This is a genomic window from Sphingomonas sp. FARSPH (assembly GCF_003355005.1).
GTDB lineage: Bacteria > Pseudomonadota > Alphaproteobacteria > Sphingomonadales > Sphingomonadaceae > Sphingomonas.
The window spans coordinates 187,147-212,289 of record NZ_CP029986.1; the positions used below are offsets into that span (position 1 = coordinate 187,147).

24 protein-coding genes are annotated in these 25,143 nt (G+C 66.2%); 7 read left to right on the top strand and 17 right to left on the bottom strand.

The features are described 5' to 3' along the window. Positions 1-23 precede the first annotated feature (23 nt). The 7 genes from tnpB (DM480_RS16790) to DM480_RS16820 form a co-directional block, all read right to left on the bottom strand. The gene (tnpB, locus tag DM480_RS16790) at positions 24-371 is read right to left on the bottom strand and encodes an IS66 family insertion sequence element accessory protein TnpB (protein ID WP_076711207.1); all 348 of its coding nucleotides are present in this window, start codon (positions 369-371) and stop codon (positions 24-26) included. Next, on the bottom strand, positions 368-745 hold the full coding sequence (gene tnpA, locus DM480_RS16795; RefSeq protein WP_056439051.1) for an IS66-like element accessory protein TnpA: 378 nt from the start codon (positions 743-745) through the stop codon (positions 368-370). Before tnpA (DM480_RS16795) ends, tnpB (DM480_RS16790) begins: the two co-directional genes overlap by 4 nt. 206 nt (positions 746-951) lie before the next feature. Next, complete coding sequence (locus DM480_RS16800) at positions 952-1,662, bottom strand: VIT1/CCC1 transporter family protein (protein ID WP_018251182.1); 711 nt, start codon at positions 1,660-1,662, stop codon at positions 952-954. Positions 1,663-1,826: 164 nt separating this feature from the next. Beyond that, positions 1,827-3,182, bottom strand: coding sequence for a sensor histidine kinase (locus DM480_RS16805; RefSeq protein WP_043060762.1), 1,356 nt, complete (start codon positions 3,180-3,182; stop codon positions 1,827-1,829). Then, positions 3,148-3,834: a response regulator gene (locus DM480_RS16810; protein ID WP_026189132.1), complete on the bottom strand. Its 687-nt coding sequence runs from the start codon at positions 3,832-3,834 to the stop codon at positions 3,148-3,150. The genes DM480_RS16805 and DM480_RS16810 overlap by 35 nt, the downstream gene beginning before the upstream one ends. Then, on the bottom strand, positions 3,815-4,417 hold the full coding sequence (locus DM480_RS16815; RefSeq protein WP_043060773.1) for a cytochrome b/b6 domain-containing protein: 603 nt from the start codon (positions 4,415-4,417) through the stop codon (positions 3,815-3,817). Before DM480_RS16815 ends, DM480_RS16810 begins: the two co-directional genes overlap by 20 nt. Positions 4,418-4,419: 2 nt before the next feature. Continuing rightward, positions 4,420-4,701, bottom strand: a complete 282-nt coding sequence (locus DM480_RS16820; protein ID WP_018251178.1) for a PepSY domain-containing protein — start codon at positions 4,699-4,701, stop codon at positions 4,420-4,422. Positions 4,702-4,895: 194 nt separating this feature from the next. Between DM480_RS16820 and DM480_RS16825 the strand changes: the two genes are divergently transcribed. Then, the gene (locus DM480_RS16825) at positions 4,896-5,375 is read left to right on the top strand and encodes an acyl-ACP desaturase (protein WP_043060760.1); all 480 of its coding nucleotides are present in this window, start codon (positions 4,896-4,898) and stop codon (positions 5,373-5,375) included. Positions 5,376-5,743: 368 nt separating this feature from the next. On the opposite strand, the gene DM480_RS16830 is transcribed toward DM480_RS16825, so the two are convergent. The 10 genes from DM480_RS16830 to DM480_RS16875 all read right to left on the bottom strand — a co-directional run bounded on the left by DM480_RS16830 (position 5,744) and on the right by DM480_RS16875 (position 18,386). Next, positions 5,744-6,367: a recombinase family protein gene (locus DM480_RS16830; RefSeq protein WP_232834221.1), complete on the bottom strand. Its 624-nt coding sequence runs from the start codon at positions 6,365-6,367 to the stop codon at positions 5,744-5,746. Positions 6,368-6,730: 363 nt separating this feature from the next. Continuing rightward, a complete protein-coding gene (cobA, locus tag DM480_RS16835) occupies positions 6,731-7,516 on the bottom strand; it encodes a uroporphyrinogen-III C-methyltransferase (protein WP_018251175.1) in 786 nt (261 codons plus the stop codon). After that, entirely contained in the window at positions 7,509-10,103 is a 2,595-nt protein-coding gene (locus DM480_RS16840; protein WP_018251174.1) for a nitrate reductase, read from the bottom strand. Before DM480_RS16840 ends, cobA begins: the two co-directional genes overlap by 8 nt. Before the next feature lies 1 nt (position 10,104). After that, positions 10,105-10,443 carry a nitrite reductase small subunit NirD gene (gene nirD / locus DM480_RS16845; RefSeq protein WP_018251173.1) on the bottom strand — a complete coding sequence of 113 codons (339 nt, stop codon included), beginning with the start codon at positions 10,441-10,443 and terminating at the stop codon, positions 10,105-10,107. Then, entirely contained in the window at positions 10,440-12,977 is a 2,538-nt protein-coding gene (nirB, locus tag DM480_RS16850) for a nitrite reductase large subunit NirB (RefSeq protein WP_018251172.1), read from the bottom strand. The genes nirD and nirB overlap by 4 nt, the downstream gene beginning before the upstream one ends. A 187-nt stretch (positions 12,978-13,164) precedes the next feature. Further along, positions 13,165-14,370, bottom strand: a complete 1,206-nt coding sequence (locus tag DM480_RS16855) for a hypothetical protein (RefSeq protein WP_018251171.1) — start codon at positions 14,368-14,370, stop codon at positions 13,165-13,167. A gap of 76 nt (positions 14,371-14,446) precedes the next feature. Continuing rightward, positions 14,447-15,688, bottom strand: coding sequence for a nitrate/nitrite transporter (locus DM480_RS16860; protein ID WP_018251170.1), 1,242 nt, complete (start codon positions 15,686-15,688; stop codon positions 14,447-14,449). A gap of 206 nt (positions 15,689-15,894) precedes the next feature. Further along, positions 15,895-17,103, bottom strand: coding sequence for a CmpA/NrtA family ABC transporter substrate-binding protein (locus DM480_RS16865; protein WP_018251169.1), 1,209 nt, complete (start codon positions 17,101-17,103; stop codon positions 15,895-15,897). Then, positions 17,100-17,681, bottom strand: a complete 582-nt coding sequence (locus tag DM480_RS16870) for an ANTAR domain-containing response regulator (protein ID WP_018251168.1) — start codon at positions 17,679-17,681, stop codon at positions 17,100-17,102. Before DM480_RS16870 ends, DM480_RS16865 begins: the two co-directional genes overlap by 4 nt. A gap of 51 nt (positions 17,682-17,732) precedes the next feature. Next, positions 17,733-18,386: a recombinase family protein gene (locus tag DM480_RS16875; RefSeq protein WP_037477043.1), complete on the bottom strand. Its 654-nt coding sequence runs from the start codon at positions 18,384-18,386 to the stop codon at positions 17,733-17,735. Between the two features lie 228 nt (positions 18,387-18,614). Here DM480_RS16875 and DM480_RS16880 point away from each other — a divergent pair, with 228 nt between their 5' ends. The 6 genes from DM480_RS16880 (at position 18,615) to tnpC (ending at position 24,850) form a co-directional block, all read left to right on the top strand. Continuing rightward, positions 18,615-18,860, top strand: a complete 246-nt coding sequence (locus DM480_RS16880) for an AbrB/MazE/SpoVT family DNA-binding domain-containing protein (protein ID WP_115381690.1) — start codon at positions 18,615-18,617, stop codon at positions 18,858-18,860. Then, the gene (locus tag DM480_RS16885) at positions 18,857-19,243 is read left to right on the top strand and encodes a type II toxin-antitoxin system VapC family toxin (protein WP_064311444.1); all 387 of its coding nucleotides are present in this window, start codon (positions 18,857-18,859) and stop codon (positions 19,241-19,243) included. Before DM480_RS16880 ends, DM480_RS16885 begins: the two co-directional genes overlap by 4 nt. Continuing rightward, a complete protein-coding gene (locus DM480_RS16890) occupies positions 19,243-22,224 on the top strand; it encodes a TrlF family AAA-like ATPase (RefSeq protein ID WP_115381692.1) in 2,982 nt (993 codons plus the stop codon). Before DM480_RS16885 ends, DM480_RS16890 begins: the two co-directional genes overlap by 1 nt. 359 nt (positions 22,225-22,583) lie before the next feature. After that, on the top strand, positions 22,584-22,961 hold the full coding sequence (tnpA, locus tag DM480_RS16895) for an IS66-like element accessory protein TnpA (protein WP_056439051.1): 378 nt from the start codon (positions 22,584-22,586) through the stop codon (positions 22,959-22,961). Next, positions 22,958-23,305 (top strand): IS66 family insertion sequence element accessory protein TnpB, encoded by a 348-nt coding sequence (gene tnpB, locus DM480_RS16900; RefSeq protein WP_076711207.1) that lies wholly within the window; start codon positions 22,958-22,960, stop codon positions 23,303-23,305. Before tnpA (DM480_RS16895) ends, tnpB (DM480_RS16900) begins: the two co-directional genes overlap by 4 nt. Positions 23,306-23,416: 111 nt before the next feature. Continuing rightward, positions 23,417-24,850 (top strand): IS66 family transposase, encoded by a 1,434-nt coding sequence (tnpC, locus tag DM480_RS16905; protein WP_115380751.1) that lies wholly within the window; start codon positions 23,417-23,419, stop codon positions 24,848-24,850. The last annotated feature ends 293 nt before the right edge of the window (positions 24,851-25,143 follow it).

Below are 25,143 nucleotides of genomic sequence, written 5' to 3' on the forward strand. Positions count from 1 at the left end.
AAAGCCGCAGGAAACCGTACTTTTTACCAGGCCAAGGTCGGCTGCGAGGACCGGATCGGATGCCGCCAGTCCACCCCTTCGAGCAGCATCGACAGCTGCGCCGGGGTCAGCACCGCGACGCCGTCCGCGGTCGCCGGCCAGGTGAACCGGCCCCGCTCCAGACGCTTGGCATGGAGCACGAGACCCTGACCATCCCACCACAGCAGCTTGACCAGATCGCCACGCTTGCCCCGGAAGGCGTACACCGCACCGCCAAACGGATCCTGGCGCAGCCGCTGCTGTACCAGCGCGGCCAGCCCGTCGAAGCCCTTGCGCATGTCCGTGACCCCGGCCGCCAGATACACCCGGACACCGCCCGGCGGCCCGATCAAGCAAACCCCGCCAGCACGGTCTTGAGCACCCGCGCGTCGATGGGAGGTGCCAGGCGGATGCGTTGCCCGGCCGGGCCGACCACTTCCACCACACCCGGTCCGAGCGGCTCCGAATGCGGCACCATGGGCGCGCCCGCCACCTCGACCGGAATGAATGCCGGCCCCGGCAACGGCAATGCTTCGCTCGCCACCCCGTCGCGCAGCAGCGTGCGTCGCCAGCGATACACCAGCGACGTGCACACCCGGTGTCGCCGCGCCACCTCCAGCACGCTGGCACCCGGCATCATCGCCTCCGACACGATCCGCGCCTTGTCATCTTCGCTGAACCGCCGGCGCGGTTCAGGCCCAACCATCTCGATAATTCGCGTCGCCATGATGCCGCACCGGTGTCTGCCACAGTGCCGAACCTGTGGCTTGCGCATCACCTCGTCAGCAAGGTGGAGAAGACCGGACGCTTACTACCCCAGCATCTGAGTGATCGATCTGTGGTCGGTTCCGGGCGCTTCCACCTTACACCCTGTGGAGGCGCTCGGTCACGGCGAATGACGTAGGTGGCGATGAATTCAAATACTGGCCAGTTTTAGACCACGGTGCCGGTAAGAGCGCCGATCAGCGCTGTCATCCCCATGGCGAGGGCACCGAGCAAGACCACCCGGAGCATGGCTCGGCCAGCAGGGGCGCCTCCTGCCCTGGCACCGAGCGCGCCCAGCAGGGCGAGCAATACGAGCGCTGTTACCGGCACTACATAAAGGACGGCGCCATGCGGTGCTAGGGCTGCAAGCACCGGCAGGATGGCCCCTGCGGCGAACGCCAGTGCAGACGACACCGCTGCCTGCAGGGGCAGTGATTCGCCGTCATCGGCCAGGCCAAGCTCGTCACGGCGATGTGCTCCAAGCGCATCATGCGCCATCATCTGCTCCGCAACCCGATGAGCGAGGAGTGGTTCGACCCCCCGGCTCTCATAGATCGCCGCCAATTCCCGTGTTTCAGCCGCAGGTGACCGCTTCAGCTCAGCGGCTTCCCGTGCCAGATCGGCCTTTTCTGTATCCGCCTGTGAGCTCACCGAAACATATTCGCCGGCGGCCATTGCTAGAGCACCTCCGACCAGGGCCGCCACACCGGCGATAAGAACAGTGCTCGCAGAAGCACCGGGGGCTGCTGCGACACCGACAATGAGACTGGATACCGATATGATGCCGTCATTAGCGCCAAGTACCGCGGCGCGAAGCCAGCCGGTGCGGTGGACCAGATGATGTTCACCCGGAGCATGGTCGATGGCGTCGGTCGTCATTGGCTTTCCTAAAGTATCCTGGACCAAGTAGGCTGCCGGTTGGGCGGGAATTAGTTTGTATATGGCTCCGCCCGGCGGTTCATGGGTGGTATCGCTACGCTGGATGCGTTGCGACACGAACCTGACGAACACCTGACAAGGCAATGCCGCATATGATTTAGGAATCAGGCCTTGAGCTGAACTCGAAACAGAGCGCCACCACCTGCTGCGTTTTCAACGCTGACCGTTCCATTATGCGCTTCGGTCAACCGCTGCACAATGCCAAGGCCGAGGCCCGCTCCGTTAGAGCTGCGGCGATCCTTGCGCCAGAAGCGGTCGAAAACGTGAAGAAGGTCGACCTCCGCAATCCCCGGCCCGTAATCACGGACCGCCAGCTGTGGACCCGGTCCCGCGGTTACGTCGATGGGCGTCACGCCAGGCGCGTGTGACAGCGCGTTGTCGATCAGGTTGCGATAGATGCGGAAAATCGCTTCGGGATGTCCGATCGCCTGCGTGTCGCCTAAGCTCTCGAAACGTAGATCGCGCTGCGCGGCAAACACCTTTGGCGCCATCGCGGCCACGACGTCTCGGCCGATGTCGGCGAGGTCGATGGCAAGGTGGCCATCGACGGCCAGCGCGTCGGCCTGGGCAAGATCGAGCATCTGTTCGACAAGACGGGTCAAGTGCCGAGCATCCGCGTGCAGTTCGTCCCGCTGCTTGCCTGCGGGGAGCTGGTCGAGCGACAGCTGCATGATCGACAGCGGCGTGCGCAACTCGTGCGCGGCATTGGCAGTGAACTCCCGCAGGGTCGCCATCGCTGCATCGAGCCGGCCAAGCGCCCGGTTGACGGCACTGACGAGCGTATTGACCTCGCGCGGCTCACTCGGCTCTGAAAGGCGAAGCAGAGTGTTGTCGGGTTCCAGCGCATCCACTTCACGCTCGGCATGGCGAAGCGGCTGGAGTACTCGCCGAACGGCGAAGACGTTGAACAGTAGCAGCAACAGCGACAACGGGATCAGCGGTAGCAAAACGTGCTGAATGATCTCGTTCACGATCACCGGCACATAGGGACGGATGCCGTCGCCCTCGAACTGCATCGCCAGCCATCGCCGCTCGTTGCCACGATCGATCGCGCGGACGCCCGATATCCGATAGCCGTGAGGAGTCTGTTCGCGCCGCGTCCAGTCGACCAGGGTCGACGCACCGTCGATCCCGGCCTGACCCACCCGCCGGAGTTCGGGCGATCCCGGTTCGACATAGCGCGCGGACCAGGATTCGGCCCCCGGCGGCCCCGCCAGCAGATCCGGCGATAGAACCCCACCTGCCGGAGCCTTTGCGGCTTCGAGCGTCAGCAGTTCCTGCGCGAGAGATTCGGGCTGCCGACTGTAGGTGAAGACGACGATCCCGACGTCGAGCGCCGCGAATAGCAGCGTGAACGCCGCCAGACGCGCTGCGATCTGTCGGAACAGGGTCGGGGGCCGTCGCCTTGGCCGGACGGTGCCCGACCTACTCACCGGATACGCTCGGCGCAAAAAGTGCATAGCCGACGCCGTGCACGGTGCGGACCTGCACGTCCGCCCCGGCGGCGGTCAGTCGCTTGCGCAGCCGCGATACCGCTGCTTCCAGCGCATTGGGCGTTACCTCCGCATCCATCGCATATAGCGTATTCTCGAGTGCCGGCTTGGCGACGACGTGTCCGGCGCGGCGGAGCAGAACCTCAAGCAGGTTAATTTCACGCGGCGTCGCCTCGATCGCCGCGCCGCCCACCTCGGCCGACCGTGAGGCACAATCGAGTACGACGTTGCCCGCGGCGAGCTGAGTGCCGAGCGACGCCCCGGGCCGTCGCAGCAGGGCACGGCACCGTGCAGCGAGTTCGGGAATCTGGAACGGTTTCACCAGATAGTCGTCAGCGCCCGCGTCCAGTCCGGTCACGCGGTCGTCGAGGCCACCTCGCGCCGTTAGGACAAGGATCGGCGTCGCATTCTTGTCCCGACGGGAGCGGCGGACGATGTCCAGGCCGTCTCCGTCGGGCAGGCCAAGGTCGACCAGTAGCAGGTCATATGTCGCCACCTTCATCGCCAGCTCGGCGTCCTCGACGGTCTCGACCCAATCGACCGCGAAACCCTGCGGGATCAGACCGTCGCGAACCAGGCTACCGAGCCGGACGTTGTCTTCAATCAGCAGCAGGCGCATGGTCGATGTCGGTCCCCGTTGGTGCACGTTTGTAGCCAGTGACCATCGCCAGCGGCAGGTTTTCCCGGTGCCGTACGCTCTCGACGATCGCACCGATGACATGCAGGGCTACCGCGCCGATCAGAACATTGGCGGCAGTTTCGTGCAACGTCTCGACCCAGCCCACACCCCAGAATTGGTCGAGCCCCATCATCCATCCGCTGGTCCCCACCGTCGCCAGCAGGACAAGGAGGACGACGATCATCGCGCCCCCGGCCGGGTTGTGACCGATGTAGCGCGGCTCGCGCCGGGCAGCCATCGCGCGGAAATAGCGCAGCAGCCCGACTGGGCTGGGCACGAAGCTGGCGAACCGTGCGTGACGCCGGCCGATGATGCCCCAGATCAGCCGGACCGCCAGCGCCGTGACGACGACGTAGCCGACATAGATATGCGGCGTCTCCTCGTGCCGAAGGAACGTCAGGTTGGCGATGACACCTCCTGCCACGGTCCAGTGAAAGATGCGGACGATCGGGTCCCAGACCTTGACCCTGCCGCGGTTGCGAACAGGGTCTCGGGAAGGAGCCGCTGGAGCGACGTGGTTCATCGTCAGTCGACGTTGTTCTGAACGATCGCGCCGTTCACCGGGTTGAAATAGACCTCGGCGCGCTTGCCGTCCTTGGTGTGGGCGTAGATCTCGTAGCAGCTGCCCGACACCTGAAAGACCTTGACGTCGCGATAGCCCATCTTCGCGACGCGGCTTTTCATCTGTGCCGGCGTCATCCATTTGGCCTGTGGTGCCTTCGTGCAGACGGGTGCCGCCATCGCCATCGGCGCGGCTGCAATGGCGGCGAGAAAGCCTGCGACCTTCAGGGGGGCGAATCGGATCATCGAACGAGCTCCTGTCAGAGGCGGGATAGCCTCGATGACCGGAAGATCGCAGCAGCGCCTGACCGAATCCTGACAGCGCGGCGAGTATTTCCCACGTCTCGAAAAATGCGCTGGCCATCGGCCTGTCAGGTCGTCGTCAGGACCGGGTTCGATAGCGGGGCAGCCGCATTTCCGGCGGCAATGGAGTATCGACCATGATGAAGTCCTTGATCGTCGCTGCCGCCGGTGCCGCGACCATTTTCGCCGTCAGCGTGACCGCCGCGCCGTCGGAGCCGACCCGCCCGCTCGCCGCCAGCACGCGGGCGAACCTCGAGGCCGCGATGCATGGGGAGGCCTATGCCAACCTGAAGTATCTGCGGTACGCCGACCAGGCGCAGGCGGCGGGAAAACCCGAACTCGCCAAGCTCTTCCGCGCGTCAGCCAACGTCGAAGCCAACGAGCACTTCGATCGTGAAGCGCAAGCGCTGCGGCTCGGCAGCACCAACAATGTGAATCTCGAGGACGCCATGAAGGGTGAGCACTACGAGAATGTCACGATGTACGTGAATTTCGCCAAAGAGGCGGAGGCGGCCGGCGACACCAAGGTGGCGCAGATGTTCCGCCAGATCGCGGTCGACGAAGGCACACATTACGCGGCTTACAAGGCTGCCCTGGCAAAGCTCCCCCGTCGCTGAGCCAGCTGCAGTCGCCGGCCCGTCCATGCCCCTCGGCGGGCCGGCGCATCAAGTCGGGATCGTTAGATAGTATACTAGCACCCGCCCACCGAATAGAACTTGAGAGCGCATCCACTCTCTCAATCGCGTGGCATCAGTTCGAACGGGATATTTTCAACAGCCACGTCCAGTTGTGACACCGGCGGGACACCCCAGCATTTCCGCCGTTTTACAGGTGGCGGAATGCCTTGTCAGAATGGGAGTTTGGAAACGATTATGCGCAGATATCCTGCGGTGGCACCCAGGGTCTCGCTCCGTAGCTCCGCGCGTTGACCGATGCGCGGTGCGGTTCGGTCTAACACGACCCGCAGGTGAAACATGGATAGTACTCAGCTGGTCCTCTGCGGCTGAGCTGCCCTCGAGCGGTGGAGCGCGGTCACGCGCTTGACATGGGCGATGCTGCACCCGGCGAGCTCTGCCGTCTTCGCGATGCTCATGCCCGCCTCCCGCAGACCTACGATGCGCCGGTGGTGGGCGAGGTCCGGCTTGCGGCCGGTGTACCGCCCCGCCCGCTTGGCGATCTCGATCCCCTCGCGTTGCCGCTCGCGCCGGGTCTCGTAGTCGTCCCGCGCCGTCTGCAGCGCGACCCTCAGCAGCATGTCCTGCACCGCCTCCAGCACGATGCGAGCCACACCGGCACTGTCAGCTACTAGGTCCGACAGGTCGACGATGCCCGGCACCGCCAGCCGCGCCCCCCTGCCCCGGATTGTATCCACCAACAGTTCCGCTTCCTGCAGAGGCAGGCGGCTGATGCGGTCGATCTTCTCGGCCACTACCACCTCGCCCGGCTGCAGGTCCGCCACCATCCGCAGCAGCTCGGGTCGGTCGGGCCGCGCGCCCGACGCCTTCTCCCGGTACACCGCCGCGACGTAAAAGCCGGCCGCCCGCGCGCCGGCCACGATGCTCTCCTGACGCGTCAGGTCCTGCTCGTCCGTGCTCACCCGCAGGTACACCCGCGCCGCTCTAACCTCACTACCTGCCACCTGCTCGTCACTCCTGCCCGGCGTTCTTGTGTATACTCAAATAAGCGACCGGCTAAATGGAACCCGACAAGCTCATCGGAGCCGAGAACGAAGTGTAATCTGGTGATTATTCGAGCCTGAACGGCATGACCGCCGGTTCAGGATAAGGATCATCGCTTTCGCTTTGTCGAACATCGGCTTGGGGCCGCGTTCAAGCTCCAAGAAATGGCAGGGTTGCAGCCGCGCACAGCGGGCAACAGACAAGCGTGTACAGCATGAAGCGCCGCCACCCGCACGCAGGTCGAGCGAACAGGATCGAGGCTATGGTGATGCGGGACATTGCTACTGATGCGTCTAACGGTGAGCCGCTGCCAAATCTTCGGGATGATGATGTCTGTACGAAGCGGCCAGCAATGGTCGCGCAGCCTCACCGATCAGCAGCAGCGTCGGATCGTCATCGGCGATCGTGCGGACCAGGAACGGCAGGGCAGCGAGCGTGCCGTGGATCAGTCGCTCGGTCGGCAACGACACGTCGACCGCGATCATCACGGGAGTTTCGGGCGCGCGTCCGGCCGCGATAAGGGCGTGCGCGATCTCCGGTGCGGCGACGCGCCCCATGTAAACGGCAATCGTTGCGTCGCCGGTAGCGAGAGCTGCCCAATCGTGCTCCAGCCGTTCACCGGCACGGGCATGGGCGGTGAGAAAGGTCAGCTTGCGCGCGAGCCCACGCAGAGTGAGCGAGGCAATGCCGCTTGCCGCGGCGGCGCTTGCGGCGGTGATGCCCGGGCAGATCCTTACCGGTATGCCATGGGCAGCGCACGCTTCGATTTCCTCGGTAGACCGGCCGAAGATCGACGGATCGCCGCCCTTGAGACGGACGACGCGCCGGCCGTCGTGCGCGGCGTGGACAATGAGCTCGTCGATGCTGGCCTGATCCCTGGAGTGGCGCCCGGCCCGCTTGCCGACGCTGACCAGCTCCGCCTGTGCCGCGATCGCTAGGATCCCGGAGCCCACCAACGCATCGTAGAAGACGATGTCTGCCTGGCTCATCAGCCGCTCCGCCTTGCGGGTGAGGAGGTCCGGGTCGCCGGGGCCAGCGCCGACGAGCCAGACCATGCCGCGTGGAAAGAGATCATCCATTGGCAGTTTTCCTCGATTGCGCGATCAACCGCGCGAGCGCCGGGCGGCAGGATCCGCAATTCATTCCCGCCCCGAGCGCAGCGCCGACGGCGGCCACGTCGACAAGGCCCTGTTCCGCGATGGCGGCGACGATCGTCTTCATGCCGACATCGAAGCAGACGCAAACGACAGCCCCACGGTCAGCCTGCAGGCCCGGCGCGCGACCGGCGAGGACCGCGGGGCCGTGGCTCATGTCCAGCTGGGCGATCAGCCAATCGCGCGGCGGAAGGTCGCCCGAGCGCGTCGTGAATAGGATTGTGGCCAGCCTGCCGTTGCGCAGGATCGCGACACGGCGCGTGCCGCGCGCGTGATCGATCGCCTCGATCCGCTCGCCCTTGGGCAACGCGCGTTCGAGGCGCGCGGCATCGCCGTTGCCGGCCACCTCCCACAACAAACCGCCGGGCACGCGGACCTTTGTCGCCCACAGGCATTTCGGCGCTTCGATGTCACCATGCACGATCAGAAAACCGCGCCATTCGGTCGCGACCGGCTCAATCCGCGCCGGCGTCGCCTTAAACCCGGGCTGGCCTGAATGCGGGTCGGTCAGCGGACGCGGGAGCAGCCCGGTGCGGCCGCCGGTCGCCTGCTGGTCGGTCCAGTGGATAGGCGTGAACAGTTCGCCCTGGCGCTGGGTATCGGCGGCCGCCACCCGGAACAGGCTGTTCCCTTGCGGCGTCGAAACACGGGCGAGACCGTGATCGGCGAGGCCGAGCGCCGTCGCATCCGCGGGATGAACCTCCACCAGCGGTTCCTCGCGATGACGGGCGAGCTTGGGACTGAGTCCGGTACGCGTCATGGTGTGCCACTGGTCACGATAGCGACCGGTATTGAGCGTCATCGGCCAGGAGACGAGCGGTGCCGCGACCGGCGCTTGCTTGACCGCGACCAGCCTAGCCCGTCCATCCGGCGTCGGAAAACGCCCGTCGGCAAACGGTTTTCCTCCCCAGCGGAACGGCTCCATCGCATCATAGGCGGCGTTGCCGATGGCGGTGTGCGGCTTCAGGTTCAGCACGCGCGCGCCCTCGTTCTGATAGGCGGTGAGCCGGGCATGCTCGCGCCAGATGTCGGCCGGGCGGCCGTAGGCGAACTCGCCGACCCAGCCCATGCGCTGCGCGATCTGCGAGACGATCCACCAGTCAGGCTTCGCTTCGCCCGGCAGCGGCAGCAGCCCGCGCTGGCGTGAGACGGTACGGTCCGAGTTGGTGACGGTGCCGTCCTTCTCGCCCCATGCCGCGGCCGGCAGGCGGACATGGGCGTGGACTGACGTATCAGTGGTCTCCATCACGTCCGAGACGACGACAAAGGGACACGCGGCCAGCGCCTCGCGCACCGCACCCGCGTCGGGCAGCGATACCGCCGGATTGGTGGCCATGATCCACAACGCCTTGATCCGCCCCTCGCCGACCGCGCGGAACAGATCGACCGCCTTCAGCCCGGGCCGGGTCGCCATCCGCGCCGCCGCCCAGAAGCGACCGACGCGAGCGACGTTCTCGGGTGCGAAATCCATGTGAGCGGCGAGCGTCGAGGCGAGCCCGCCCACTTCGCGACCGCCCATCGCGTTGGGCTGGCCGGTGATCGAGAACGGTGCCGCGCCCGGCTTGCCGATCCTGCCGGTGGCCAGATGGACGTTGACGATCGCGTTGACCTGGTCTGTCCCGCGGATCGACTGGTTGATCCCCTGACTGAACAGCGTGACGGTGCGCGGCGTGGCAGCGAAAAGCTCGTAGAAGCGGCGGAGATCGGCCGGCGGCACGTCGCAGGTGCGCGCGGTCGACCAGAGGTCGTTTCCCTCCCCCAGCGCAGCCCAGAAGTCGTCGGGGACCGCCACATGCGCCGAGAGATACGCCTCGTCGACGACGCCGGCTTCGCGGCACCAGGCGAGCAGCCCGTTCATCAGCTGGACATCGGTGCCCGGCCGGACCGGCAGGTGCAGGTCGGCGTCCTCGCAGGTTTCGGTCCTGCGCGGATCGATGACGACGATTCTGGTGCCGCGCGTGGCGCGGGCTGCCACGATCCGCTGATAGACGACGGGGTGGCACCAGGCCGTGTTCGATCCGACCAGCACGATCAGGTCGGCAGCATCGAGATCGTCGTAGCTCGCGGGCACGACATCCTCGCCGAAGGCACGGACGTACCCGGCCACCGCGCTCGACATGCACAGCCGGGAGTTTGTGTCGATGTTGGCCGAGCCGATGAATCCCTTCATCAGCTTGTTCGCGACGTAGTAATCTTCGGTGAGGAGCTGACCCGAAACGTAGAAGGCGACGCTGTCCGGCCCGTGACGCTCGATCGCATCGCGGAAGCGACCGGCGACGAGGTCCAGCGCCTTGTCCCAGGAGGCGCGGCGTTCACCGACCATCGGGTGAAGGAGGCGACCTTCGAGGCCGACCGTCTCGCCGAGGTGCGTGCCCTTGGAGCAGAGCCGACCGGCATTGGCCGGATGTGCCGGATCGCCCGCGATCGTGACCGTGCGCTCGCCCGTTCGGGAGGCGGCGATCCCGCAGCCGACGCCGCAATAGGCGCAGGTGGTGCGGACAGGATCGCTCACGTCAGGCCGCAGCCTTGAGTGCCGACGCGCGGCAGATCAGTACACGGTTGCCGCTAACTTTCACCGGAATGACGGGCGTGCAGCCGCTGTCCGCCCCCTGCGCCTCGCCGGTCGCCAGCGCGATGTTCCAGTTGTGGAGCGGGCAGGCCACCGTGTGCCCATGCACGATCCCCTGGCTCAGTCGCCCTCCCTTGTGCGGGCAGCGGTTGAGGAGCGCGAACACCCGGCCGTCGCCGGTACGGAACACGGCGATCTCCTCGTCGCCGGGGATCGTCACCGTTCGCGCGCCGCGGACGGGGATTTCATCGACCCGTCCGATGTCGAGCCAATCGCCGCTCATGCCGGTTCCTCCACCTGCGGCTTAAAAGACGCCATTGGCGCGTGCTGCTCGCGGTCCTCGCCGGCGACCCGCTTCGCCCAGGGATCATTCTGCGTGAAGCGCTGCGAGAAGCGGAACCGCTCGGCATAGGCCGGGACGGCGTCGGGATCGTCGAGCAGGCGCGACGTGATGTGATCGAGGCCGACGCGCTCGATCCACGGCGCGGTCCGCTCAAGGTAGCGCGCCTCCTCGCGGTAGAGCTGGATGAAGGCGGCGCAGTAATCCATCGCCTCCTCCTCGGTCGCGACCTTGCAGAGAAGGTCGGTCGCGCGCACCTTGATGCCGCCGTTGCCGCCGACGTGGAGCTCATAACCGCTGTCGACGCAGACGACGCCGAAATCCTTGATCGTCGCCTCGGCGCAGTTGCGCGGGCAGCCCGACACGGCGATCTTGAACTTGTGGGGCATCCACGATCCCCACGTCATCCGCTCGATCTTCACGCCCAGCCCGGTCGAATCCTGCGTGCCAAACCGGCACCATTCGGACCCGACGCAGGTCTTCACCGTGCGCAGCGACTTGCCGTAGGCGTGGCCCGACACCATGCCGGCGGCGTTGAGGTCCGCCCAGACCGCGGGCAGGTCCTCCTTGCGGATGCCGAAGATGTCGAGCCGCTGGCCACCGGTCACTTTGACCATCGGCGCGTTGAACTTGTCGACCACGTCGGCGATGGCGCGCAGCTCGCGCGGGTTGGTGAGGCCTCCCCACATCCTTGGGACCACGGAATAGGTGCCGTCCTTCTGGATGTTGGCGTGCATGCGCTCGTTGACGAAGCGGCTCTGCTGGTCATCGACATATTCGCCGGGCAGCGCGCAGAGCAGATAGTAATTGAGCGCGGGGCGGCAGGCCGAACAGCCGTCCGGCGTCGACCAGTGCAGCTTCTGCATGACGTCGGGAATCGAGCGCATGTTCTGCGCGACGATCTCGCGCCGCACATCGTCGTGGCCGAAACTGGTGCACTTGCACAGCGTCTTGACCGACCGTTCGCCGCCGTAATCGCTGCCGAGCGTGATCGACAGCAGTTGCTCGACCAGCCCGGTGCAGGACCCGCAACTCGCTGACGCCTTGCAGGTGGCGCGTATCGCGTCGAGGCTGGCCGCACCGTCGACGATGGCCTGGCAGACCTTTGCCTTGGAAACGCCGTTGCAGCCGCAGATCTCGGCATCGTCCGAGAGCGCCGCAACGGCCGCCTTAGGGTCCGCCTGCCCACCTCCGGAGGCAAAGGCCTGGCCGAAGATCAGCAGGTCGCGGATCGCGCCCACGTCCTCCCGCTTCTTCAGGAGGTCGAAATACCAGTTGCCGTCGGCGGTGTCGCCGTACAGCACGCAGCCCGCGATCCGGTCGTCCTTGACGACGACACGCTTGTAGATGCCGCGCGAGGCGTCGCGCAGCACGATATCCTCCGCCCCGTCGCCGCCCGAGAAGTCGCCCGCCGAGAACACGTCGATCCCCGACACCTTGAGCTTGGTCGAGGTGACCGATCCGCGATAGCCGCTGTGCCGCTCGACCAGCCCGTCCGCCAGGCTGCGGCACATGTCCCAGAGCGGCGCCACGAGACCGTAGACCGTGCCGTTATGCTCCACGCACTCGCCGACCGCGAGCACGTCGGGGTCGGACGTCACCATGTGATCGTCCACCCTGATGCCGCGGCCGACGTCCAGTCCGGCGTCGCGGGCCAGCGCGATCGACGGGCGGATGCCGACCGCCATGACCACGAGGCTGGCCGGGATCTCGCGCCCGTCCTTCAGCCGCACGCCCTCCACCTTGCCGTCGCCATAGATCTCGGCGGTGTCGGCCCCCGTCAATACGGTCTGGCCGCGGCGCTCCAGCTCGGTTTTCAGCAACCAGCCCGCCGCCTCGTCGAGCTGGCGTTCCATCAGGATCGGCATGATATGCAGCACCGTGACCTTCATGCCGCGCAGCGTCAGCCCGTGCGCCGCCTCCAGCCCGAGCAGCCCGCCGCCGATCACCACCGCCTGGCCGCCGCCCGCCGCCTTGCCGTCTTCGGCGGCGGCCAGCATGTGGTCGACGTCCTTCATGTCGCGGAAGGAGATGACGCCGGGCAGATCCTTGCCGGGCACCGGAATGATGAAGGGATCGGAGCCGGTGGCGATCAGCAGCTTGTCGTAGCCGACTTGGCGGCCCGAACGCGCGGTCACCGTCCTGTTCGACCGGTCGATCGCAACGACGGGGTCGCTGGCGATCAGCTCGATGCCATTGTCGGCATACCAGTCGTGACCATTGATGACGATCTCCTCGAAGGTCTTCTCGCCCGCCAGCACCGGCGACAGCATGATCCGGTTGTAATTGACGTGCGGCTCCGCGCCGAAGATCGTCACCCGGTAGCGGTCGGCGTCGCGCGCGATCAGCTCCTCGACGGCCCGGCAGCCCGCCATGCCGTTGCCGATCACCACCAGATGCCGGGGCGGGCGATCCACTGCCGTGACCGGTGCGGGTGCGTCGTCCCGTTCGGGTTCGCGATGGTCGTGAAAGTCCATCCGTCGTGCTCCAAAACGAAAAAGGCCGCCATCCCGACCCCGACGTTGCGGAGCCCGGATGGCGGCCTTGCCATCTGTTTTAACCGTCGCGATCCGTCCTTGGACCGTCCCGGCTATCTTGTTGAGGCAGCGATGCCTCCTGCAGCGCAGCATTACCGCAAATTGCAGGCCTGCTCAAGCCGTCTCGTCAGTAGGTCCAGTCGATTTGCACCCAGGCCTTTTCCGTATCGGTGGCGAAGGCGTCCGCGCGGTACCGCGCATAGCGTGCCGAAACGGTGGTGCGTCCGACCTTGGCACCGGCGATCAGATCGATTTCCTTGCCGTACGCTTGACCGAGCCGACCGCTGCGGAAACGGTGCCATGTGCCCGAGAGCGCGATCGTATCGGCGCCGAGCGCCTTCTTCCAGCCATAGCCGCCACCCGCATAGAGATCGCGCACGCCGTTCGGCGGCGTGGTCAGGAACTTGTCGGCCCAGCCCTGGAACTTGAAATTGGTGCCGAGCGGCGTCTGGAAGCTTGTGAAGACCATTCCCCGGTCAGCGCCGAGCACTTCATAGCCGCCATTCAGCGACCAGCCGCCCATCCCCAGCGTCGCATCCGCGAGATAATAGTCCGCGCCGTAGCGATTGGGATTGCGGTGCCAGTCGCTCTGGCGGGCGTAGCTGAGCTGGTAGGCGAGCTTCATAGCTTTCGACAGCACGCGCGCGCCTGCAAGCCTTGCACCGTATGTCTGGCTCGACAGGCGAAACCCCTGCACCGCCGCCTCGTCCTGGTCGACCAGATACGCGAAACCGACCAGATTGCCGATCGGTGTCGCATAGGAGAGGTTGGCGAAGACGTTGTCGCCACTCACCGCCTGCTGCCGCGCGCCCGTGCCGTTGATGCCCCAGATCGTCCGGACGCCCCACGCATAAGTGACGTCGAGCTTCAGCTTGGGAATGGCCGTCACCTCGGCGCGCACCGCGTCGAACGTCTGGCCATTGTCGCGGAAGGCCACATTGCCGACGAAACGTTCGTCGTCGAGCACGATGCGCTGCCTCCCGGCGGTGACCGCCAACGCCTTCGTCCGATACTGGAGTTGCGCCCGGTAGAGCGCGACGTTCTCCGGATCCGCGACCAGCGGGCGGGTGGCGGCGCCCTGGACGCCATCATAATAGTCGTCGATCGCCGCCAGCGTGCCCTGCGCCTCGATCAGCGTGCTCCACGGGCCGCTCGTCGCCTGCACGCCACCTCGCACGCGAACGGTGAGCGCGTCGGCGTCGCGCGCAATTCCGTCCTGATCGACATGCTCGTAGCGGACGCGGCCGTCGATTAACGGCGTGAGCTTGATGTCCTGGGCGCAGGCCGGCCCAGCGACGGCCAGCGCAGCCGTCGTCGCAAATAGCGTTCTCATGTGATCCCCCCTCGGGATGGACCCTCTCCGACCAGGCCGGGGCAGGCGTCCGTGCGCCCGCCCTCGGCCGCGTGCGTCAGATGCGGGCAGCTTTGCCCCAGCGGGATCGCCAGCCGCGTTTGACCGCCGTGAGTCCGGCGAGCGCGAGCAGCGCCAGCCCGGCGAAGATCAGGAAGCCTGGGGAAAAGCTGCCGGTGAGCTGCTTGGCGAAGCCGAGCGACGAGGCGAGATAGAAGCCGCCGATGCCTCCGGCCATGCCGACCAGCCCCGTCATCACCCCGATCTCCGCTTGGAAGCGTTGCGGCACGAGCTGGAACACCGCGCCGTTGCCGGCGCCCAGCGCCAGCATCGCCACGACGAAGATCGCCAGCGCGGAGCGGACGCTCGGCATGTATCCGACGAACGCCAGCGCGATTGCCGCGACCACGAACACGACCGAGAGCGCCTTGACCCCGCCGACCGCATCGGCAAGCGCGCCCCCCATCGGCCGAACCAGCGAGCCGGCGAAAACGCAGGCCGCGGTGCAATAGCCGGCCATCACCGGCGTCAGGCCGAAGCGATCGGTGAAGTAGATCGGCAGGCTGGCGGCGAGCCCGACGAAACCGCCGAAGGTCACCGAGTAGAACGCCATCAGCCACCAGGCGTCGGCGGTCTTGAGCGGCGTGAAATAGTCCACCATCCGCTTGGGCGCGGGCGGATTGGGCGCGTCCTTCGCCATCGCCATGTAGGCGACGAACACCAGCCCGAGCGGCAGGCAGGCGAGACCGAGCACGGCATTCCAGCCGAACAGCTTGGCGAGGGTAGGCGCGAAGAGCGCGGCGAACACCGTGCCCGAATTGCCCATGCCCGCAAGCCCCATTGCCTTGCCCTGATGCTCGGGTGGGTACCAGCGGCTCGCGAGCGGCAGCGCGATCGCGAAGCTGGCGCCGGCGAAGCCCAGGATGACGCCGAGCGCCAGCGTGCCGGCGAAGCTGTCGACGCCCAGCAGATAGGCCGAGAGCAGCCCGCCGATCACGATCAGTTGGCTGATCGCACCCGAACGTTTCGGCCCGATCCGGTCGACCAGCAGACCGTTGACGACGCGCAGAACGGCCCCGGCGAGCGTCGGCGTCGCCACCATCAAACCCTTCTCGGCCGGCGTAAGGGCGAGTGCCTTGCTGATCTCGGGCGCCAACGGTCCGAGCACTACCCAGACCATGAACGCGAGGTCGAAGTAGAGGAAGGCGGCGATCAACGTCGGCTTGTGACCTGCGCGCCAGAAGCTCTTCTCGTTCGCGGGGACGGCAGGCGATGCGCCGTCCAGATATGCCGTTGCCATGATGGTGATCCCCCGATCTGGGATGGACATGAAAAAAGCCGCATGACGGGGACGCGCGTAGGCGGCACCCTGTCAGCGGCTCTGCTGCTTCATCAGGAAGAACGGCCCTGCGTCCCGGCCCTGGGACACGCCGTCCAATCGCGCGCGCATCGTTGCGCGTGGCGATCGATCATCGCGCGAAACGATTCATCTTGCAACGGCAAAGATCAGGGGGTGCTGAAACCCGCCAGATAATCCTCGATCCGATCGGGATCGAACACCCGTCCGTCGAAAAAGCGGTCGGGACCTAACGTGAGCGCACCTCGAGAGGACCCCACCGGCAGTGGCGCGCCCAGCGCACCTTCCACCTTCATGCTGGCACCCGGCATGGGCGTGTCACTACCGGCCAGGGCACGGCGGTAAACGTCGGGGCGGAAAACCCTGCCTGCGGCGGCCTCGCCGGCGTCCGTTCGCTCGATCATTCCCCAGCGGACCAGCTGCGAATAGATCCATAACGCCTGGCTGCGCCACGGAAAGCCGGTCGCTTCCCGCGAGAACAGCATGAAGTCCGGAAATCGAAGCGACGCTTCACCGACTCGGGGCATCATCGTTCCAGCTATGGCGCGCTCGACCACGTCGCTCGGCTGATCGACATAGTCCGGCCGGGCCAAGAGGGCGGCCAGAGCGGCATGGTTGTCGGGAGCGTCACACCACGCCGCCGCAGCCGCCACGGCGCGCACCAGCCGATCGACCGTGTCGCCATTCTCCTCCAGCCAATCCTGCCGGAACGTCAGCACCTTCTCGATTCCACGCCGCCAGATCCGCTCACCGATCGCCACCGCTTCGGCAAGGCCGCCCTTCACCGCCACGCTGCCCCACGGCTCGCCGGCGATGAAGCCGTCGATCTCGCCGGCACGCGTCGCCTCGACCATCAGCGACGGCGGCAGGACGCGCAGCACCACGTCGCGATCGGGATCGATCCCGGCGCTCGCCAGCCAATACCGCAGCATCAGTGCATGGCTTGAGAAGCGATGGACGACGCCGATCACCGGCTTGCGTCGGAACAGCCCGATTGCCGCGGCAAAATCGTGCGCGGTGCCAAGCGGATCGTCGAGCCTCTGCCCGAGGTCGGGTGCGAGCGCCGCGGCGAAGTCGCCCGACATCACCACCATGTTCCCGTTGACGTTCAGCTTGCAGGGCGCTGCAAGCGCGGCAGGCTGCTGGCTGAGCCCCAGCGTCACGGCGATGGCGAGCGGCGCCAGCATCTGCGCCGCCTGGACCTGACCGTAGACAAGCCGATCCCGAAGCGTCGCCCAGCTCGTCGTGCGGACAAGCGTGAGATCGATACCCTCGGCTTCCGCGAAGCCGTATTCGCGTGCCACGATCAGCGGCGCAGCGTCGGTGAGCTGCAGAAAGGCGATCAAAACCGGCGTCATACGCCGCCTCCGAGCAGGTCGCTTGCGGTGATCAACGCCGATGCGACATCGACGATCTTCTTGTTCTGGTTCATCGCCGCCTTCCTGAGCGCCGCATAGGCGTCCGGCTCCGATAATCCGCGTGTCGCGATCAGGATCGCCTTGGCCCGATCGATGATCTTGCGATCCGCCAGCTCCGTCCTGGCCTCGTTCAGCTCGGTCTGCATCCGCGCGAATGCGTTGAAGCGGCGTACAGCGAGATTTATGATCGGCTTGACCCGCTCCTTGCGCAGCCCGTCGACGACATAGGCGGAGATGCCCGCATCGATCGCGGCCTCGATCATCGTATCGTCCGATTGGTCGACGAACATCGCGATCGGCTTGGCCAGGGCCCGACTGACGGTCAGCATCTCTTCCAGCGTATCGCGGCTCGGGTTGCCCAGATCGATCAGCACCACGTCCGGCGCCATCCGCTCGATCCTCGCCACGAACGCTCCCCGCGGCGGGACGAGGTGGATGTCGTCATAGCCCGCCTCGCGTAGACCCTCCTCGAGGACGGTCGCGCGCAATCCGCTGTCATCGACGATGACGATCCGCAAGCTATGCTGTTCCTTTCAATCCTATCAGACTGACGGTCATGCTGCACTGCGTCAATCCGTCTGCGTTGTAGCCCGATGCAGCGCCGTCACACGCTTCACCTGAGCGATGCTGCACCCCGCCAAATCGGCGGTGCGCGCAATGCTCATCCCCGCTTCGCGTAGCCCCACAATACGTTTGTGCAGCGCCGTGTCCGGCTTTCGGCCATTGTACCGACCTGCCCGTTTGGCGATCTCGATCCCCTCACGCTGGCGCTCGCGCCGCGTCTCGTAATCGTCACGCGCGGTCTGCAGTGCAACGCGCAGCAGCATGTCCTGCACCGCCTCGAGCACGATGCGCGCGACACCGGCGCTGTCGGCAACCAGGTCGGACAAGTCGACAATGCCCGGCACGGCGAGCCGCGCGCCTTTGGCTCGGATCGTCGCCACCAACAGTTCGGCTTCAGGCAGAGGCAGGCGGCTGATCCGGTCGATCTTCTCGGCCACCACCACCTCACCTGACTGCAGATCGGCGACCATGCGCAGCAGCTCTGGCCGGTCCGACCGCGCGCCCGACGCTTTCTCGCGATACACCGCCGCGACGTAATAGCCTGCCGCGCGTGCGCCGGCGACAATCGCTTCCTGCCGGGACAGGTCCTGCTCGTCGGTGCTGACTCGTAGGTACACCCGTGCAGCGCGTACTAGTGGAAGTGTGCTGTCGTTCTTCATGGCCAATCTACCTATACCTTTGTGAGCCATCACTGCGGCAACCGGCTCGGAATCGCAATGACCGATGCTGCGGAGCCCAGCCAAACGAGCGGAGTCTAAATGGCCTGTATCCGATAAGGCAGTTTATCGGACAAAGGCCGTCTTGGCTTAAGGCGGGGCTCTTGCCTCATCGGGCAGAACACGCCACACTAGAACCCGTCCGCCACAACAAGGCAAAGAGGGTTTGCGATGACATTACAGGTCACAGTGACGGCCAGTGGTCGCATGAGCCTTCCGGCTGACATCCGAAAACGCTTAGGGCTTGCTCAAGGCGGCGCGGTATATGTCGACGAGACGGACGACGGGATTGTGCTCCGCACTGCAGCACAGGCCGTGGCGCGCGCTCAGGCGCTCGCCAAACAATTCACCGGCGGCAACCCCGAGGCGTCGGTCGACGCCTTCCTTGCCCGCCGACGCGACGAAAGCGGCGAATGAGCGTCGTCTTCGATGCGTCTGCCCTCATCGCCATGCTCAAAGGCGAGCGCGGCGCGGCGAAGGTGGCCGGTGCCATCGCCGACGCGCGGGTGAGCAGCGTGAACTATGCCGAGGTTGTCAGCCACTTTATCCATGCCGGCATGCCTGCCCGCGAGGTCGACGCAATGCTCGATCCGTTGCCGATGAGTGTGGTGCCGGTCGATAAGAGTCTCGCTCAGCTTGCCGGCCGGCTTCGTGCCGTCACAGCCGAAGCGGGGCTGAGCCTGGGCGACCGGGTCTGTCTCGCGTTGGCGCAGCGCGACGGTCTGCCCGCCTGGACCAGCGATCTCGACTGGAAGAAGGTCGCCGACGCTGCCGGCGTCAAGGTCGTGGCGATCCGGTGATGCCTGATCCCAACGCAGGCGCGTCATTGACGATCGGCGCGCAATGGCATCGCTGGGACCCGCACGTTCACGCGCCCGGCACCAAGCTGAACGACCAGTTCGGCGGCGCCACCTCATGGGACGACTATCTCGGTCGACTCGAGCAGGCGCAGCCAACGCTGCGCGCGATCGGCGTGACCGACTATTACAGCCTGGACTGCTATGAACGCCTCCGCGCGGATAAGAGCGCCGGGCGGCTTCCTGACTGCGCCCTGCTGTTTCCGAACATCGAGATGCGCCTTGGGATCGGCACGGTCCGGAACGCCTTCGTCAATGTGCATCTTCTGGTCAGCCCTGAAACCTACGATCATGTCAGCCAGATCAAACGCCTGCTCACCCGCCTGACCTTCCGTGCCCATGGCGAGACGTTCGCCTGCACGCCTGAGGAGCTGGCGGCGCTGGGACGCCGCAGCGACCCCGAGATCCGGGACACGGTAACGGCGCTCTCAGAAGGGTCACGGCAATTCAAGGTCTCGCTCGACCAGCTGCGCGACGCCTATGCGAACAGCGACTGGGCGCAGGAGAACGTGCTGATCGCGGTCGCCGGCGGCAGCACCGATGGCGCTTCGGGCGTGCGCGACGCAGCCGATCGGACGCTTCGCCAGGAGATCGAGGCGTTTGCGCACATCATCTTCGCAAGCACACCGTCGCAGCGGGACTATTGGCTGGGTTACAAGTCGTCGACCGCGGACATTATCGGCCGCTACGGCGCGCTGAAGCCCTGCCTCCACGGCAGCGACGCGCACAGCCTGGAGAAGGTGGCGGCTCCCGACCTCAACCGCTACTCGTGGATAAAGGGAGCACCACACTTCGACGCCGTGCGCCAGGCGCAGATCGAGCCAGCCGGCCGGGCGTGGATCGGGGACGCACCGCCTGCGACCGCAAGCTTTTCTCAAGTATTGTCGACCGTCGATCTGGTCGATGCGCCATGGGCGGTGACGCCCCGAATCCCGCTAAACCCCGGACTTGTCGCCATCATCGGTGCGCGTGGCTCCGGAAAGACCGCACTCGCGGACGCGATCGCGCACGGGTGCGACGCAACCGAGGATCCACCCAATGCCATGTCGTTCCTGGCGCGCGCTTCCGAGCTGCTCGCCGGCAACAGCGTCCGCCTGACCTGGGGTGACGGCACGACCGACACGCGGCCACTCGACGGCAGCTATGATCCCGACGCCTCGGATTATCCGAAAGCCCGTTACCTGTCCCAGCAATTTGTCGACGGCCTGTGCTCGGCCGACGGCATGACCGACGCTTTGCTCGCCGAGGTCGAGCGTGTCGTGTTCGATGCCCACGACGCGACCAGCCGTGATGGCGCAGTAGATTTCCAGGATCTCCTGGAAGCCCGGGTCAGCCGCCACCGTCTCGCACGAGAACGTGAGGAAGAGGCGCTGATCTCGCTGTCCGACCGCATCGGCAGCGAGATCGAGAAGACCAAAGGCGTGGCTGCCTTGGCCAAGCAGGTCGAGGACAAACGCCAGACGGTCGCCCGGTACACCGCCGATCGTGCGCGGCTCGTGTCGAAGGGGACGGAAGAAAGAGCCGAGCGTCTGGCGGAAGTCGCAACGGCTGCGGAGAAGGCGGCAGGCAATGTGCGGTGGTTCACCAACCGCGAGGCGGCGCTGCTCGTCCTGCGCGACGAAGTGGCCGACCTGCGGACCAACCGCGCACCGGCCACGCTGCGCGCCACGAAGGAGCGTCATAAGGCCAGTCGGATCAAGGGGCCGGATTGGGCACCATTCCTGCTGGACTATGAGGGCGACGTCGATGCTCTCATCACGGCCGAGGTGGCGAGCGCCCGTTCCGGCGCCGCGGGCTGGCGTGGAAAGCCGGTGGCCGTACCCGCGGACATGACCGTCCCGTTAATCGCCGCCGACGCCGACCTGTCGAAGCAGACGCAAGCCTTGCTCGACGCCGAAGTCGCACGGCTCACAAAGCTGGTGGCGCTCGACACCGACACCCAAAAGCGCTTCACCGCCCTGACACAGAAGATCGCGGCCGAGAACATCGAGCTCGGCAAGCTGTCTGATCGCCTGGCGGACTATCAGGCCGCCAAGGATCGTATCCCACCGCTGCTGCAAGATCGGGAAAGCGGCTATGCGCGGGTCTTCGACTTCATCCTCGCCGAAGAGCAAGTCCTGCGGGATCTATATGCACCAATCCGGCAGAGGCTGGAGGCCGAGAAAGGCACACTCGGCAAACTGTCATTTAGCGTGCGCCGGTCGGTCGATGTGGAACGCTGGGCCACGGCTGGGGAGAAGCTGCTCGACCTTCGCCATACCGGGAAGTTTCAGGGCCGCGGCTCCGTGGCGGAGCGAGCCGAGCGTGGCTTGGCGTCGGCGTGGCGCACCGGCAACGCGGCAGCGGTGACAGCGGCCATGGCCTCGTTCCGTGACGACAACCAGGACGAGCTGCTGGAGGCTGCGCGTGTGCCGAAGGGCAACCCCGTCGACTACCGGGCGTGGCTCAAGCGGTTCGCGCAGTGGCTCTATAGCACCGATCACATCCAGGTTCGCTACAGTGTCGATTATGACGGCACCGACATCCGGAGCCTGTCCCCCGGCACGCGCGGGATCGTGCTGCTCCTGCTCTATCTCGCGCTCGACACGGAAGACGATCGCCCGCTGATCATCGACCAACCCGAAGAGAACCTTGATCCCAAGTCCATCTTTGACGAGCTCGTCGGGCTGTTCATTGCTGCCAAGGCCAAGCGCCAGGTGATCATGGTCACGCACAATGCCAACCTCGTCGTCAACACGGACGCAGATCAGATCATCATTGCGGAAGCCGGGCCACGTGAGGCGGGCGGCCTGCCGGAGATCAGCTACATGGCGGGCGGCTTGGAGGACGCGGCCATTCGAGAACGCGTCTGCGAGATCTTGGAAGGCGGCGAGCACGCCTTCCGCGAACGAGCACGGCGGCTTCGCGTCCGCTTCCGGCGTTGACCTAACATGGCGTCGATGAAGTCGCGCTTCCTGCAGCTTGTCGACCTTCCGCCGTTCCATCCCGATCTTAAGTTCTCGAAAAGGTGCTGAGCATTGGTTGGAACAGCTGAAGCCTGATGGGGTCAGCCGTTTCGCGTCTCCGCAAGGAGCTCGTCAAGCTCGCTGAAATGATCCCAATCGGCACCCATTATTACGCGCAATCTAGTGAACCATTCGCGCGTCACGGACAGACCGTCCTGAACCTCATCTCTACAATGAGCATTGTAGATGCAACGTAAGCGTCCGGTCTTCTCCACCTTGCTGACGAGGTGATGCGCAAGCCACAGGTTCGGCACTGTGGCAGACACCGGTGCGGCATCATGGCGACGCGAATTATCGAGATGGTTGGGCCTGAACCGCGCCGGCGGTTCAGCGAAGATGACAAGGCGCGGATCGTGTCGGAGGCGATGATGCCGGGTGCCAGCGTGCTGGAGGTGGCGCGGCGACACCGGGTGTGCACGTCGCTGGTGTATCGCTGGCGACGCACGCTGCTGCGCGACGGGGTGGCGAGCGAAGCATTGCCGTTGCCGGGGCCGGCATTCATTCCGGTCGAGGTGGCGGGCGCGCCCATGGTGCCGCATTCGGAGCCGCTCGGACCGGGTGTGGTGGAAGTGGTCGGCCCGGCCGGGCAACGCATCCGCCTGGCACCTCCCATCGACGCGCGGGTGCTCAAGACCGTGCTGGCGGGGTTTGCTTGATCGGGCCGCCGGGCGGTGTCCGGGTGTATCTGGCGGCCGGGGTCACGGACATGCGCAAGGGCTTCGACGGGCTGGCCGCGCTGGTACAGCAGCGGCTGCGCCAGGATCCGTTTGGCGGTGCGGTGTACGCCTTCCGGGGCAAGCGTGGCGATCTGGTCAAGCTGCTGTGGTGGGATGGTCAGGGTCTCGTGCTCCATGCCAAGCGTCTGGAGCGGGGCCGGTTCACCTGGCCGGCGACCGCGGACGGCGTCGCGGTGCTGACCCCGGCGCAGCTGTCGATGCTGCTCGAAGGGGTGGACTGGCGGCATCCGATCCGGTCCTCGCAGCCGACCTTGGCCTGGTAAAAAGTACGGTTTCCTGCGGCTTTCGCGTGTATCGGCACGGGGGTTCTGGTATAAGCGGGCGTGTCGCCCGATGCCGCCTCGCTGCCCGACGATATCGCCCTTCTGAAGGCCATGCTCATTGCTGCCGGCGCCGAGCTGGAGCAGTTGCGGATGCAGGTCGCGCGGCTGCGGCGCATGGCCTTCGGCCGTTCGTCGGAGAAGCTGACGCACCAGGCTGACCAGCTGGAACTCGGGCTGGAAGAGCGCGAGGCGGAAGCCGCCACTGCGGCGATGCCGGTGGTCACCCGGACACGGGAGACCGCCAGGCCGTATCGACAGCCGCTGCCCGATCATCTGCCCCGCACCGAGGTCGTGCATGAGGCACCGTGCGTCTGCCCCGACTGCGGTGGTGCCATGCGGCGCATGGGCGAGGACGTTACGGAACAGCTCGACTATGTGCCCGCCTCGTTCCGGGTCGTGCGCCACGTCCGGCCGCGGCTCAGCTGCCGGTCATGCGAGCGCATAGTGCAGGCGCCGTTGCCGTCCATGCCCATCGAGCGCGGTCGACCCGGTGCGGGGCTGCTCGCCCATGTGCTGGTGTCCAAATACGCCAACCATCTGCCGCTCTACCGCCAGTCGGGCATCTATGCTCGCCAGGGCGTCGACCTTGCCCGCTCCACGCTCGCCGACTGGGTCGGGCGCTCGGCCGCGCTCCTCGGCCCCTTGGTCGACGCGCTCGAGCGCCACGTCATGGGCGGCGCGACCCTCCATGCCGACGACACGCCGGTGCCGGTACTGGCCCCTGGTGCCGGTCGCACCAGGACGGGCAGGCTGTGGACCTATGTACGCGACGAGCGCGGGGCTGGCGGCGAGGCTCCGCCCGCCGTGCTGTTCCACTACGCGCCCGACCGCAAGGGCGAACGACCCGCCGGACATCTTGCCCGGTTCCGGGGCGATCTGCACGCCGATGGCTATGCCGGGTTCGACCGCCTCTATGGCGACCGCATCGCAGAGGTGGCCTGCTGGGCGCATGTCAGGCGCAAGTTCTTCGACGTCCATGCCGCAACCGGCTCCCCCACGGCCCGCGAGGCACTGGACCATATCGCCGGCCTCTATGCCGTCGAACGGGATGTGCGTGGCCGGCTCCCTGACGAGCGACGGCACGCGCGCCAGGCCAGGGCCGGACCGCTGCTCGATGCCTTCCGCCAGTGGCTCGACGCGACCGGACCGAAGCTGTCCCGGCGCTCCGACCTTGCGGTCGCCATCCGCTATGCGCTCGCCCGCTGGCAGGCGCTGACCCGCTATGCCGACGATGGTCGCCTGGAGATCGACAACAATGCCGCCGAGCGCTCGCTGCGCGGTATCGCCGTCGGGCGCAAAAACTGGCTATTCGCGGGCTCCGACCAGGGCGGGCACCGCGCCGCCAGCATCTACAGCCTGGTGGAAACCGCCAGGCTCAACGGCGTCGACCCCGAGGCCTGGCTGGCCGACACCATCAGACGCATCGCAGACCATCCGGCCCGCCGGGTCGCTGAACTGCTGCCGTGGAACTACCGGCCCGTTTGAGGTGACGCCGTCACCGGACGCTTACGATGCAACATGCGGCGTAAAGCGCCTGCTTGTCAGCCTCATAGGCGCTTGACCGTTCACCATGGCGCTTTCGAGTGCCTATGCTCCCCACATAGGCTAAACGCGACTCCATCATCTGCCCTGCTCGCGCGAAAAGCTGGTCGAGAGTTGCCCGTGCTCCCTCGGGTCGAATGCAGCCAAGTGCCTATCATAGGCTCTGTCATCGCGAGGACGTAGAAGACGTCGAGGAGTGGCTTTCGTCACGGCCACCGGAGCTGCGGCCCTAGGAC